At 36.6% G+C, this 14,490-nt stretch carries 13 protein-coding genes; 7 read left to right on the top strand and 6 right to left on the bottom strand.

Annotation, left to right across the window (positions count from 1 at the left end):
* Window positions 1-26 precede the first annotated feature (26 nt).
* From NG809_RS14650 to NG809_RS14640, 3 genes are all read left to right on the top strand, one after another.
* Window positions 27-2,264, top strand: a complete 2,238-nt coding sequence (locus NG809_RS14650) for a hypothetical protein (protein WP_262151860.1) — start codon at window positions 27-29, stop codon at window positions 2,262-2,264.
* A gap of 43 nt (window positions 2,265-2,307) precedes the next feature.
* A complete protein-coding gene (locus NG809_RS14645) occupies window positions 2,308-2,544 on the top strand; it encodes a hypothetical protein (protein ID WP_262151859.1) in 237 nt (78 codons plus the stop codon).
* Window positions 2,545-2,649: 105 nt separating this feature from the next.
* Window positions 2,650-5,091 (top strand): DUF5686 family protein, encoded by a 2,442-nt coding sequence (locus NG809_RS14640; RefSeq protein ID WP_262151857.1) that lies wholly within the window; start codon window positions 2,650-2,652, stop codon window positions 5,089-5,091.
* 109 nt (window positions 5,092-5,200) lie between these two features.
* On the opposite strand, the gene folP is transcribed toward NG809_RS14640, so the two are convergent.
* Entirely contained in the window at window positions 5,201-6,028 is an 828-nt protein-coding gene (gene folP / locus NG809_RS14635; protein ID WP_262151855.1) for a dihydropteroate synthase, read from the bottom strand.
* A 101-nt stretch (window positions 6,029-6,129) separates the two neighbouring features.
* Here folP and NG809_RS14630 point away from each other — a divergent pair, with 101 nt between their 5' ends.
* From NG809_RS14630 to tpiA, 4 genes are all read left to right on the top strand, one after another.
* Window positions 6,130-6,696, top strand: a complete 567-nt coding sequence (locus NG809_RS14630) for a DUF1599 domain-containing protein (RefSeq protein ID WP_262151853.1) — start codon at window positions 6,130-6,132, stop codon at window positions 6,694-6,696.
* Between the two features lies 1 nt (window position 6,697).
* The gene (locus NG809_RS14625) at window positions 6,698-7,810 is read left to right on the top strand and encodes a BT_3928 family protein (protein ID WP_262151851.1); all 1,113 of its coding nucleotides are present in this window, start codon (window positions 6,698-6,700) and stop codon (window positions 7,808-7,810) included.
* 60 nt (window positions 7,811-7,870) lie between these two features.
* Window positions 7,871-8,221, top strand: coding sequence for a tellurite resistance TerB family protein (locus NG809_RS14620; RefSeq protein ID WP_262151849.1), 351 nt, complete (start codon window positions 7,871-7,873; stop codon window positions 8,219-8,221).
* 132 nt (window positions 8,222-8,353) lie between these two features.
* Complete coding sequence (tpiA, locus tag NG809_RS14615; protein WP_262151847.1) at window positions 8,354-9,112, top strand: triose-phosphate isomerase; 759 nt, start codon at window positions 8,354-8,356, stop codon at window positions 9,110-9,112.
* Window positions 9,113-9,238: 126 nt separating this feature from the next.
* Here the strand turns inward: tpiA and clpP are convergent, their stop codons facing one another.
* The 5 genes from clpP to dnaG form a co-directional block, all read right to left on the bottom strand.
* Complete coding sequence (gene clpP, locus NG809_RS14610; RefSeq protein ID WP_262151845.1) at window positions 9,239-9,922, bottom strand: ATP-dependent Clp endopeptidase proteolytic subunit ClpP; 684 nt, start codon at window positions 9,920-9,922, stop codon at window positions 9,239-9,241.
* A gap of 167 nt (window positions 9,923-10,089) precedes the next feature.
* Complete coding sequence (locus NG809_RS14605) at window positions 10,090-10,239, bottom strand: hypothetical protein (protein WP_262151843.1); 150 nt, start codon at window positions 10,237-10,239, stop codon at window positions 10,090-10,092.
* A 145-nt stretch (window positions 10,240-10,384) separates the two neighbouring features.
* Window positions 10,385-10,867, bottom strand: coding sequence for a hypothetical protein (locus tag NG809_RS14600; RefSeq protein WP_262151842.1), 483 nt, complete (start codon window positions 10,865-10,867; stop codon window positions 10,385-10,387).
* Between the two features lie 81 nt (window positions 10,868-10,948).
* The gene (locus NG809_RS14595) at window positions 10,949-12,352 is read right to left on the bottom strand and encodes a beta-lactamase family protein (RefSeq protein ID WP_262151840.1); all 1,404 of its coding nucleotides are present in this window, start codon (window positions 12,350-12,352) and stop codon (window positions 10,949-10,951) included.
* A 96-nt stretch (window positions 12,353-12,448) separates the two neighbouring features.
* On the bottom strand, window positions 12,449-14,410 hold the full coding sequence (gene dnaG, locus NG809_RS14590) for a DNA primase (protein WP_262151838.1): 1,962 nt from the start codon (window positions 14,408-14,410) through the stop codon (window positions 12,449-12,451).
* Between the last annotated feature and the right edge of the window lie 80 nt (window positions 14,411-14,490).

Below are 14,490 nucleotides of genomic sequence, written 5' to 3'. Positions count from 1 at the left end.
TCCTTAATTTTGAGGCGCAATTTTGTATGAAAAGTTTTTTCACGTTTCTTTCTTTGTGTATGGTTATTTTTGGTTATTCTCAATCGAAGAGCAAAACTGTAAACTCTGAAAACGAAAAAATTCAGGAAATTGAAACAGTGATTCTGGAAAATAAAAGTGATCCAAAGGCACTTGAAATTCTCAGGAAGGCAGACCGGCTTTACTATTTCAATTCACCCCGAAGCCTCAATTCTTACAGTTATAAAGCCTACGAAAAGGTCTCTCTCGATATTGATCAGGACAGCATCTCCAATTTTAAGGAAGCTTTCAATAAAAACATCCATTTATTCAACAAAAAAAAACGTGATTCGCTAAGCGATATTTCGGCAAGACAGATTTTCTCCAAAAGCAAACTTTTTCTTTGGGAACGTGCACAGGAATTTAAATATTCCAAAAGGTTTGGTGAAAAAGTAAACATTCTGGACAACAGAATTTCAGGTTTAAAACAACCCATCAACGAACTGATCACGCTTCAGAGCAACAGAAACAAGATTCCACATCAGATCACACAGGAAAACCGCAGTCTTTATCATTTTTTTCTTTCAGATACAATCGAACTGGTTGGCAGAAAAACTTTTGTTATTAATTTCAGGGAAGTAAGCTACAAAAAGCCCATCAAAAAGAGAAAATTTACCGGAACCGTTTATATTGACACACAGACATTCGGAATAAAAAAAATTGAAAGCCTCAGCAAAGAAAATGATGAAAGTAAAATCTCCAGCACATGGACTTATTTCAATTCAAAATGGTTTCTGATTGAGGAAAGAGTGAAGCTCGAAATGAGCAGAATGGTGATGGAAGAAGAATCTGAGCAGGATAACAGCGCTGAAAAACGCAGCCAGAAAAAGATCAGGAAAAGCTTCGGAACCTACGCTTATCTTTATGCCGAATATTTCGATTTTCAGTCGCCTATTGAGGAGCATAAAAGTGACTTTAAAGGTTACACGTATAACCTCAAAAACGCTGACGGAAAAACACTTGATCAATACCGAACCAGACCACTGAGCGACCGTGAAATGCGTACCTACAAAACCATAGACAGTCTCGGGAAAATTTACAGAATCGACAGCAAAGCCAAATTTGCCACAGGATTGATCAACGGGCAAATCAGACTAAAAAGTCTGGATTTTGATGTGGGCGAACTGGTCAATTACAACCTTTACGAAGGTTTGAGACTTGGCCTGAAAGCCAAAGTAAATGAAAATTTTGACGCTTACGTATCGCCGGATTATTATGTGGCATACGGTTTCAAAGACGATTCATGGAAATACGGTTTAGGGATTGATTTTAAAACAACTCTGGAGAAAAATTCGTTTTTCAGAGTAGAATATACTGATGATGTTTTTGCTTCAGGAGAATTCCACCGCCGGCTCTGGAATTTCAAAATGCGGATGATGAACTACGGAAATAACATCAATAATGATAAATATTACCATCACAAAGGGGTTTCCGTTTCTTATTTAAATGATGTTTCCAATGGTTTGACTTTGGCTTTTGCAGCGAGAAGAAATTTTGAGGAAGCTCAGTTTGATTACAATTTCAGAAATGAAGGAGCTGGGTTTCACAATTTCAACACACTTTTTACGCTGAAATATTCTCCGAATTCTACAAATATAATGACGCCGCAGGGAAAATCGATTGTGGAACAGAGAAATCCTGAGCTGTACTTTAATTTTGAAAAAAGTTTCAATGCTTTTGGCGGAGATTTCAATTACACCCGATTTGATGCGCTTTTCATTCATAATTTTAAAACTTTAATCGGAACTACAGGTTTCAGACTTTATGGAGGAATGGTTTTCGGCGATGCACCGATCTGGAAAAACTTTACCATGAACGGGATGGCTTCCAACAGCCGAGACCTGAATTTTAACCTGACTTCATTCCTCGGTTTTGCAACGCTGGAAGGTGGAAAATACTATAACGACAGGTTTATCGCCTACTATTTTACGCATCAGTTGCCTTGGTATTTCAAAAGTTTCGGGCAGAATGTTTCAAGCGTGGATCTGGTTTTGAGAGGAACATTGGGCGCAATGAAAAGGCCACAAAATCATCAGTTTGAGTATCAGCAGCTCGACAAACTCTATCAGGAGGTCGGTCTGGAATGGAACAATTTTCTTTCAAGTTATTTCAATCTCGGGCTTTTCTATCGTGTTGGATATTACACGACTGGGAATTTTAAAGAAAATTTCGCTCTTCAGTTTAAGCTGAAACTTCTGCAATTTTAAATTTAAAATGAAATTTTTAGCTTTGCACTCAATACAATCTACAATGAAATCAATAGAAATAAAGGCCGATCCATTTTTTGAAACTTTAAAACTGAGAGATGTTTCCATGTGGGAAATTTTCGCTCAGATGATTGATGGTGAAGAAAAAGAAATTATTTTTTTAAATGAAGATGACACCCTTCTGTTCAACTATGTTTTGCCTGAGACCAAGGAAAAACTGGATGAAGACCGTAAAGAATTTTCAAAACAGTTCACTGAAAAACTTTCTCATTTAAACTAAAAATTCAGTTTAAAACTAACACTCCTATTTTGTGGCATTGTTTTTTCTTAGGCAAAAGGTAGGTCTTTCAGCAGAAAGATTTACTTAAACACCATTTAAAAATTTATGCAAAAAATCTTTATTTTCATGTTTGCGGTATTTTGTGCGACATTACATTCGCAGTCAAAAATCATCGTTAAAAACGCAGCAAACCAGCAACCTATTTCCGGCGCAACCGTAAAATGCGGTAAAACCATTTTAGGCAAAACCAATACTTCCGGAGAACTTGAATTTAAAACAAAATGCAAAAAAGCCGATGTTTCTGCAAAAGGATTTTATGAAGATGAAGTTGTGGTAGACAAAGTGATGGAGATTTTTTTAAGCACTGAAGACCCCAAAACGAAAAACATACAGACCGTAGTTCTCGAAAATAAAAGTGACCCTGAAGCATTGAGAATTCTGCGTGAAGTTAACAACAGATACAAGGAAAATTCGCCTCAAAGCCTTCCCTCCTATTCTTTTAAATCTTACGAAAAAATATCGCTCGACATTGATGAAGACAGCATTAAAGCTTACAATTCATTCATTACGAGAAGAATTGATTCTCTACAGAATCTGCCCGAAAAACCAATGAAAGCAGATGAGAAAAAAGATTCTCTGGAGTCTGTAAACATCATGAAACTTATTGGAACAAGCAAACTTTTTCTCTGGGAAAGAGCCTCAGAATTTATGTATTCTGAAAAGTACGGCGAAAAAATAAATATTCTCGACAACAAAATCTCGGGAATGAAAGAACCCATTTACGAATTGATTGCTTTCCGGTCAAACAGAAGTGATATTCCCAGAGAAATAAAAGAGGAAAACAGAAATCTCTACCGCTATTTCCTCACAGATTCTATTGAGATTGACGGCAGACAGAATTACGTCATCAGATTTCGTGAAGTGGGTTACAAAAAAATTCAGAATAACAGACAGTTTAATGGTTACATCTATGTAGATAAAGAGTCTTATGCCTTAAAAAAGATTGAAAGTAATTCTAAAGTGAAGACCGACGGAACCATCACCAGCATCTGGAAACCAATTGATGGTAAATGGTTTTTGACAAAGGAAGATTTTAAACTGAAAATGCCAGCCGCAGCCATTAATCTGGATGGAACATCGAGTAAAAAAGATACCGAAGAAACGAAAAACCTGAAAAAGAAATTCGGAACTTATGCTTTTGCAACAGCTGATTATTTTGATTTTAAAACCAATCAGGAAACCAATCCGAAAAACTTTAAAGGTTATAGCGTAAGCGTGCAGAATACCGATGGCAGCACGATAAATCAGTACAGAACTGAAGAACTTTCTGACCGTGAAGAAACGACATACACCAAAATCGACAGCCTCAGCAATAAATACAAACTCAACCAAAAAGCAAAAGCATTAGCAGGATTGGTTCGTGGAAAACTTCGTTTGGGAATGGTAGATTTTGATCTGTCTAAAATCGTCGGATATAACAAATATGAACATTTCAGACTGGGTGCAGGAGCAAAACTGAACGAAAGATTCAACAAATACATTTCTCCGGATGCCTATTTTGCCTATGGAATTTACGATAAAGATTTCAAATTCGGTGCTGGTGTAGACATCAAAACAACGCTTGAGAAAAATTCGTTCTTTAGAGTTGAATATTTTGATGATGTGATGGCGGCAGGACGTTTTTCAGAAAATCTCTGGAATTTCAGGATGAAACTGATGAACTCCGGAGTAGCGATTAACAACAATGTTTTCAATGGTTACCGAGGTTTCAAAGTAAGTTATGAAAATGATCTTACCAATGGTCTGACCTTAAATGTTTCAGCAAAAAGAACAACGGAAGAAGCACTTTTTGATTACAATTATCAAAATTCAGGAAGAGAATTTGATTTCGCATCGTCTACGATTACTTTAAAATATTCCCCGAACTCCAAAAATATCATGACTTCACAGGGAAAATACACTTACGACCAGCAGTTTCCTGAATTTTATTTTAATTATGAACAGGGCTACAAAACTTTAGGCGGAGATTTTAATTTCAGCAGATTGGATGCCTTGATTTCGCATAATTTTAAAACAAAAATCGGTGTAACGGGCGTTCGTCTGTACGGTGGTTTAATCGTAGGAGACGCACCGATCTGGAAAAATTTCACCATGAACGGATTGGCAAATGGCCGCACAGGTTTTAATTTTAATCTGACTTCATACATTGGTTTTGCAACGATGGAAGGCGGAAAATATTACAGCGACAAATTTGTCGGAACGTATATTACACACAGAATTCCGTGGTATTTTAAAAGTATCGGTAAAAATGTTTCAAGTTTTGATTTGATCTACCGTGGAATCATCGGCGATATGAAAAATCCTGAATTCCACCAGTTTGATTTCCAAAAACTGGATCATCTGTACAACGAAGTTGGTTTGGAATGGAATAATTTCCTTTCTTCTCAATTCAATTTAGGTTTCTTTTACCGCATTGGTCACTATAACACGCCAGGTTTCAAAGATAATTTTGCGGTACAGTTTAAGTTTAAAATCTTAGGATTTTAAATATGAGTAATGAATAATTGGTAATGAGTAATATAAAGCCTCTCGAAATTTAATTTTGAGGGGTTTTTATTTGAAAAATTAAGGTCAGGAAGTTTTTAGGATGCAATTTTCATCTGTTCTGATAAGTTTCAATCGTTTTTTTTGCTTCGGCAACATCGTGTACACGCAGTATTTTTGCACCTTGTTTCAACACCTTTAAATGTAATTTCTGCGTTTCTTCATTGATATCTGAAGGTGATTTTCCCAACGGTTTGTAGATAAAAGATTTCCTTGAAATACCGATGAGTAGAGGATATTTACCAAAACCACAATATTCTGTTTCATCAATCATTTTCATCTGATCTTCCACCGTTTTCCCAAAACCAAAACCAGGATCGAGGATGATGTCTTTCAGACCCAAATTGAGAAGTTCAGCCGTTTTTTGAGAGAAATAATGGTTGATGGATAACGTGATATCCTGAAAATTAATTTTGTCATGCATCGTTTCGTACGAAGGATTGACGTGCATCAAAATATAGGGAAGTCCGGTTTCTGCTACTGTTTTGAACATTTCAGAATCAAACTGTCCGCCTGAAATATCATTCACCAAATCGATTCCTTTATCAAAACCAAACTTAACCGTTTCAGAATAAAATGTATCCAATGAAATCAAAGCTTCCGAAAACTCTTTTTTGATGGAAGAAATGATTTTTCCTAAACGTTTGATTTCCTCATCAGAACTCAAAAATTCAGCATTCGGCCTCGTAGACTGTGGTCCGATATCGATGATTTCTGCACCATCCTTCAACAGTTTTTCTGCATGTCTGAGAGCAGAAATTTCATTATTAAACTTTCCTCCATCTGAGAAGGAATCGGGAGTGAGATTAAGAATTCCCATGATTTTTGGCGAACTAAAATCTACCAATCTCCCATTGCAATTTATCGAATGATGACTCATCAATGATCTATGATTTTCTTTTCGCAAAACTAATCAAATATGTGCAAGTGTTGAGCACTAAAAAAATCAATTTTTGTATCTTTGAAAGATTAAGAAAATTTATGTCAAAAACTTCAGAACAGTTTGGTCTTATCATTGGTGAATGCCGTGATCTTTTCAGAAAAAAAATGCACGATTACGGTGCAGCCTGGAGGGTTTTAAGGCCGAGCTCTATCACCGATCAGATTTATATTAAAGTCAACAGAATCCGTACTTTGCAAATGACAGACGTCAAAATGATTGACGAAAGTGAAGAAGGAGAATTTATTGCCATCGTCAATTATTCTATTATCGGATTGATTCAGCTGGAGAAAGGTCTTTCCAATGATTTTAATGAAAATCCTGAAGAAATTTTAAGCCTTTACGACAAATATGCTGCTGAAGCGCAGGCTTTAATGGAAAAGAAAAACCATGATTACGGCGAGGCGTGGAGAGATATGAGAATTTCTTCGATTACCGATTTAATTTATCAAAAAGTTTTGAGAACCAAACAGATAGAAGACAATCAGGGAAAAACCATTGTTTCCGAAGGTCTGGATGCCAACTATTTTGACATGTTGAATTACGCTGTTTTCTGTCTGATAAAATTTGCTGAAAAAGAACAAAAATCTGAAACCAAAACAATTTAATATGATTAAAGGTTTACTGCGCATCGTTATTGCCATTATTTTCATTCTTTCCGGATTTGTGAAAGCCGTCGATTTGGTCGGTTTTTCTTTTAAAATGGAAGAATATTTTGAACCTCCGGTTTTCAACATGCCGTTTCTGGAAAAGTTCGCGCTGCTTTTTTCTATAATTATGGTCGTTCTGGAACTTTGGCTGGGACTGATGCTTTTACTGAAACTCAAACTTAAATTCATACTTTCTGCGCTCATCGCTTTGTGCGTTTTCTTTGGATTCCTTACATTTTACTCGGCTTACTTCAATGTGGTAACTGATTGCGGATGTTTTGGAGATGCCATCAAATTCACCCCGTGGCAGAGTTTTATTAAAGATATTGTTCTTTTGGCAGGATTGATAATTGTGTTTATTCTGTATCGCAAAGAATTCAGAAAGACCGATGAATACAGTTTTAATGAGACTACAAGGTCTTATGCTAAAATAAAATACGCTGTATTAGGTGTGTGTTCTTTAGTTTTGATTTATTTTATGACGATGGGAATTGTAAGCGAGCCATTAATCGACTTCAGAGACTACAAAATTGGAACGGATCTGAAAGCCGAAAAGAAGAAAATCCTTGCAAACCCTTTTGAATACAAAACGTTTTACTCAATGAAAAATGAAAAAACGAAAGAGGTAAGAAAAGTAAATCAGGACGATTACATCAAGCAGACAGAATATTGGGCAGAAAACACCCCATGGAAAATTGAAGAAGGAAAAAATGAATCTGTTCTGGTGAAGGAAGGTTACAAATCTGAAATTGCAAAATTCAAAGTTGAAGATCCAAATGCTGTTGTGCTTACAGACGAAATTCTGAACGCTCCGGAAGCAGTTATTATTTTCTCGTATCATCCAAATGAAGTTTCGCCGGAACTTTTAAAACAGGTTGAAGCAAAAGTAAATTTGAATAAAAACGCAGTAAAATACGGTGTTTCGACAATTCCGACAACTTTTAAAACTGTGAAAAATGCAATCATGGATGAGACTGCAATTAAGACCATTGCCAGAAGTAATCCTTTCGTTTTAACTTTAAAAAACGGAAAAATAATCGACAAACAACCTGCAAAAGAATACATCAAATAGCAGAATATTTGTTAAAGGCAAATTTTAAATCTTAAATTTTAAATCTTAAATTATTAAAGCATGCAAAAATCAAATAAATCAATCGCCGGATATCACTTACTGATGATCCTTTCGTCTGTTGACGGCGAGTTTGCTCCCGAAGAAGGAATGTTGGTACAACAATATTTAGCTGACGAATTTCCATTTAAAATGAATCTGGATAACGAACTGGAAACCATTGCATTGTTGCAACCTGAAGAATGGAAAGATCATTTTGAATTTCATGGAAGATGTTTCCTTGAAGATTCTACTGAAAAAGAACGTCTGAATTTCATTCAATTCGCTAAAACATTAATCAAAGCTGATGAAGTGGTAACTGATGAGGAGCATACTTTCTATGTGCTTTTGAAAAATCTTTGGAATTTGAATTAGTAAATCTCACGCAGATTGAAATTCCCCAAAAATTTTCTTTTTCCCAATCCTAAAGGGAGAAGAATTTTAAGGAATTAATTGCTGAAGCAAAAAATTAAAATTTATTCTAAACCCTAATAGAAAATAAATATAATGAGACGAAAAATAGTTGCAGGAAACTGGAAAATGAACAAAAACGTAATCGAAGCTCAACAGCTGATGACTCAATTGCTTGAATACACGATGAGCAACAAAGCCAACTGCGAAGTTTGGATTGCACCACCAGCATTGTATCTGATGATGGCAAAAGACGTTTTTGAAAACGACGAAATCGGGGTTTTTGCTCAGGACATCAGTACGCACGAAAGTGGCGCTTACACCGGAGAAATCTCTGTCGATATGCTTGAATCTATCGATGCTGAAGGAACTCTAATCGGGCATTCTGAAAGAAGACAGTACCACGGCGAGAACGATGAAAGCTGTAACAAAAAAGTAAAACTGGCTTTAGATCGAGGGTTGATTCCTGTTTACTGTAATGGGGAAACTTTAGACCAGAGAAAAGCCGGACAGCATTTTGACGTTGTAAAAACACAGACTGAAACCGCTTTATTCACCCTTTCTGCAGAGGAAATTAAAAAAGTAGTAATCGCTTACGAACCTGTTTGGGCTATCGGCACAGGAGAAACAGCTACACCTGAACAGGCTCAGGAAATTCATGCTCACATCAGAGGAATTATCGCTGAAAAATACGGACAGGAAGTAGCTGACGAAGTGTCAATTCTTTACGGCGGTTCGGTAAAACCTGATAACGCAAAAGAAATTTTCTCTCAACCAGACATCGATGGTGGTTTGATTGGAGGAGCAGCGTTGAAAGTTGAGGATTTCTCTAAAATTATTGAGGGATTTAATTAATTTGAAAATTTGGCAATTCGTCAATTCGTCAATTTGAAAATAAAAAGGGATGCAATTTTTAAGTTACATCCCTTTTTTATTATATTAATTTTCAAATTATCCCATTGTCAAATTTTCAAATTAAAACTATTTCTCTTTTGATCTCTGTAAAACCTCATCTACCATACCAAAATCTTTGGCTTCAGTGGAAGTCATCCAGTAATCTCTGTCAGATGCTTTTTCCACCCACTCATAGGTTTGTCCTGAATGCTCAGAAATAATGTCGTACAGTTCTTTTTTCAGTTTCAACATTTCTCTTAAGTTGATTTCCATATCAGAAGCTACACCCTGTGCACCACCGCTTGGCTGGTGAATCATCACTCTTGAATGCTTTAATGCTGAACGCTTTCCTTTTTCACCTGCAACTAATAATACAGCTCCCATTGAAGCGGCAATTCCGGTACAGATGGTTGCAACGTCCGGCTTAATGATCTGCATCGTGTCATAAATCCCCAAACCAGCGTAAACGCTTCCACCAGGAGAATTAATGTAAATCTGAATATCTTTAGAAGGGTCAGCACTTTCTAAGAATAAAAGCTGAGCCGTCACGATATTGGCCACCTGATCGTCGATACCTGTTCCAAGGAAGATGATTCTGTCCATCATCAAACGTGAAAACACGTCCATTTGAGCAACGTTTAGTCTTCTTTCTTCCATGATATATGGCGTAAGGTTAGTCGGGCCGTACATTCCCATATACTGATCGGTCACGAGACCACTGTTTCCTAAATGTTTTGTAGAGAAATCTCTGAATTCTTTTTTAATATCCATAGGTAATTAAATTATCTTTTCCTTTTGAGTGACTAATTTCGTTCCAAACAAATGTAAGGACATTATGGCAGATTTGTAAAAATTATTGTGAAAAATTTAAACAAAACACAGGAGAAAAACTCTAAATTTTCACTATCGAAAATAGGTTTTAACTAAACCGTCGCCGTTTAGTCTTCCCAAAAATCGGTTTGCCCGAAACCGCCGCCGTTTTGCTTCGCAGAAATCAGTATGAAGCTAAACCGCCGACTTCCGGCTTCGCCAAAAACAGCTTTGCCCCAAACCGTCGCCATCCTGCTTCCCCGAATAAGAGTTTGCACTAAACCGCCGCGGTTTCACCCGTTTTTTTTAGGATGATTTAATGATTAAATTTTTTGAAAACTTTATGTATTCGAATACAAATCTAACATGTTTCAAAAACCCGTTAGGTTTATGTAATCTGTTGGATTTAATTATTAATAAAAATCAGTCGTACCAATACACCTTTTTAATCGGAAATCCGGCTTTGGCAAAGGCTTTCACAAGATCATTCCCAATATGTTCATTGTTATTGAAATGCAAATGGGTAAAAAAAGTTTCGCTGTTGGTGCTTCGGGTTTGCTGATTGTTGTTTTCGTCAATGCTTTTAGATTTGATCATCACATCTCCTCCGTCAGAATTCATGACAATATTGATGTCTTTTCCAATGCCTGAAATTTTGGACAGATGAACTTCCTGTCTTTCCGTATAAGTCCGAAAACCGTTCTGCTTCCTGATTTCCACACTCAGAATTTTATTTTTATCGATAGAAAATTCTTTTGTCAGCGTCAAGGTATCGCCATCAAAATTGGGATATTGAAATTGATTTTCGATTTCTTTCTTCAGTTCATCATTGAGGATTTTTACAATTTCTTTTTCCTGTGAAAAGCAGAATGAACTTATTAGAAGAAAAATTAAGATTGGTTTCATGGTTTTCAGTTTTAAATCAGAGATGTAATTTACTAAAAACGAAACAAATGCAGAGATATTACTTTTGATTTTAAATTAAAATTACTTCCCGATTTCCTTCATCAGTTCAAAACAAAGCTGATCAATATTTCCCATTTTCGGGTTGAAAGCCGAAACATTGGATAAAATTACGACTGCCGTTTTGCTGTCACTTTCAATCGCCATCGACGAAGAATAGCCGCCTGTTCCTCCATTGTGCCAAAAGAGATCTTTGCCGTTCTGGGATTTTAAAATATGCCATCCCAATCCCATTTTCATTTTCTCACTGACCGTAAAAGTGGGTGTTCTCGTAAGCGAAAGATCATTATTTTCTGAGTTAAACTGTGCTGCGGCAAATTTTGAAAGATCTTCAGTCGTTGATAAAATTCCACCGCCACCAAAGAGCACATCAAAATCCCAGTTGGAAACCCTCTGTCCATCTGCATTCAGTCCGTCAACCAGTTTTGAACCTAAATCTTTTGAACTGGTGTAAGAATTATTCATATTAAACCTTTCAAAAATTCTTTTCTGAAGCAGTTGTGTAAACGTAGTTTTTTGCGACACAGCCATTGTATGCCCCAGCAATCCCGCTCCCAGATTGGAATACGCGTACTTTTTCTCAGCGTCTGGTTTTACATTTAAAACATTTTTCAGATAATCATAAAGCTGATCACTTCCATAATTTTTATACGGATTGGAAATATCCGAAAGGTTAATATTTTCGGGAAGTCTCGGCAATCCAGAGGTGTGATTGGCTAAGCTTTCAAAAGTAAATAGGGCATTATTTTTAAATGGAAACGGATAAAACCCGTTGATTTCCTGCGACAGTTTCAGTTTTTTATCAGTAACCAGAGAAGCCAGTACGGTGGAAGTAAAAACTTTCGTCAGCGAACCGATTTCAAAAACCTTATTCTGATTTTCAGATGGTTTCACGGTTTTATCTGATTTTAAAATTCCGTAATAACTTGTTTTTCCATCTTTAATAACAGCAATTGAAACCTGAGTGTTTTCCGGGAAATCTTTTGTTTTTGAAAATATAATCTCCGAGATTTCTTTTGGATAAACATTTAAACCATTTGCAGCCTGACTTTCACTGACATTTTTTTTCTCAGTCACAGGCTGTATCAGAAGTCCGCTGATTTTATTGCCGGCATCCAGTGAAAGATGAATTTCCAGCTGAGCCCGCTCAAAATCTGTTTTATAAATTGCCGTTGTGCCTTCTTTTGTTGTCAGTTCTTTTGAAGTGATTTTTCCTGCCTGCGTTTTCAGACCTGTAAGAAACTGTTTTGTACTTTCCACTGGCAGTGTTTTCTGCATTTCAGCAGAAAACGATTTGAAAACAGAATCGTACTGATCAGAATTATACTGATTCTGAAAATTATTAATCGCTGTTGAATAATTGTCAGATTGTGCAGACAGAATATTTGACGATAAGATCAAAACCAGTAAGAAAAGCAGTTTTTTCATTGAGATTTACTTTGAATAAATTTAAAAGCCAAAGATAAAATTAATTCAAATCAACAATTAATAATTGCGTCGAAATCTGTGATTTTTAGTTTAAAATCAAACCTTCGTGATGGGCGACCACTCCAGTTTTGTAGCCAACTGTCTTGAAAATTCTGTCAGCATCATGATTTTTTTTATTGAATCAAAATAGGCTGTGGGATTATTTTCACGATGGTTTTCGAGGTCGGCAGTCATTTTTCTGATGAGAAGATGAATGTAGTAGTATTTGTGAATAAGTATATTGGCCTCAACTTCTGATGCAAGGTGATCGCCGATGGCTGGCGGAAAAATATTTCGGGTCGACCAATCGCTGAGTTCGTCTGGGGAAAGCAGTGCATCGGCAACTTTCAACGTAATATCTTCATCCATCAGCTTCATAAAGAAATCTCCCGAGCGTATTTCCTCATTTTCAATTCCAATCTTGATATTTTCTATAATTTTCTGATTGGTCGGAATTTGAAACTCGTAGTTTTCATCCTCAAAATGATGCAGAATCTCTTCAATTACGCTGATTTCATATTTTTCATGATTCGCATCTTCTCTTTCCAGAACCATATCGCCAAACATCAGCATCGTTTCAATCAGTTTATTTTCCTGATGAATAATATTAAACTGAACGGAATCTTCCAACGGAGCCTGCTGAGGGACAACCTCCAGTTTTACCGGCTTTTGCTGTTCTTTTGGCTGATGTTGGGTCTGACTCTGCGTGATTTGTTTCTGAATATCCAGCTCATTAAAAAGACTCTGTTCTGAAAGCCCGAACTTATTGGAAACTTCTTTCAGATACACCTCTTTTTTCAAAGCATTCTGCACAAACGACACCGATTTTACGATGTTTCGGATGGCATCAGCCTTTTTTATCGGATCTGTTCCGGCGTCTTTAAGAAGAATTTCAGCTTTAAAATCAATGAAATCTGTCGCTTCATTTTCAATAAATTTCTCGACGTATTCCTGAGGATGTTTTCGGGCAAAAGAATCGGGATCGTCGCCCTCTGGGAAAAGCAAAACACGGATATTCATTCCTTCCGCCAAAAGCATATCAATGCTTCTGAAACTCGCTTTAATTCCCGCATTATCACCATCAAACAAAATCGTTACATTCTCCGTAAGTCTTTTGATTAGTTTGATTTGCTCTGTTGTAAGAGAAGTTCCCGAGCTCGCCACCACATTTTCAATTCCTGAAAGGTGGAGCGAAATCACATCCATATAACCTTCCACCAAAAGACAGACATTTTTTCTGGAAATCGCCTGTTTGCTTTGGTTTAAACCGTAAAGAACATTTGATTTATGGTAAATTTCCGTCTCAGGAGAGTTAAGATATTTGGCAGTTTTTACGTTATTTTTCAGTATTCTCGCTCCGAAACCCAAAACCCTTCCCGAAAAACTGTGAATTGGAAACATCACCCTTTCACGGAAACGGTCGATCCCAGCAGGAGAATTTTCCGGAAATATTGAAAGTCCGGATTTTTCTAATATTTCTTTGGAATAGCCTTTTTCTAAAGCAAATTCTGTAAAAGAGTTTTTCTTTTCGGGTGAATATCCCAACTGAAACTTTCTGATGATGTCATCTTTCAGTTCACGCTCCCTGAAATAAGACAAACCGATAGACCTTCCCTCCTCATTTTCCCACAAAATATTCTGGAAATAATCGTTGGCAATCTCATGTATTTTATAAAGAATATCTCTCTCTGTCTGTGCAATTTTGGCTTCCTCGGAGAATTCCTGACGGTCTTCTTCTATTTCAATTGCATATTTTTTGGCTGCGTGGCGAAGTGCTTCAGGGTACGTAAAATTTTCGATTTCCATTAAAAAAGAAATCGCTGTACCGCCCTTACCTGTTGAGAAATCTTTCCAGATCTGCTTGCTTGGAGACACTACAAAACTCGGCGATTTTTCTTCATGAAACGGACTCAACCCTTTAAAATTGGATCCCGCTCTTTTCAGCTGCACATATTCGCCCACGATCTCTTCAACACGGATCGTGGAAAATATTTTATCAATGGTCTGTTTGGAGATCATTTTGCAAAAATAATGAAATGATTTTGAGCTTCAGCAAAATTACAGTCAAATGCCGAAATTTTATCTATGTAATTGTTTTT

Source organism: Chryseobacterium foetidum (assembly GCF_025457425.1).
Classification (GTDB): domain Bacteria; phylum Bacteroidota; class Bacteroidia; order Flavobacteriales; family Weeksellaceae; genus Chryseobacterium; species Chryseobacterium foetidum.
Note: the sequence above shows the minus strand (reverse complement) of the source record. Positions and strands in the feature narration are given on the sequence as shown.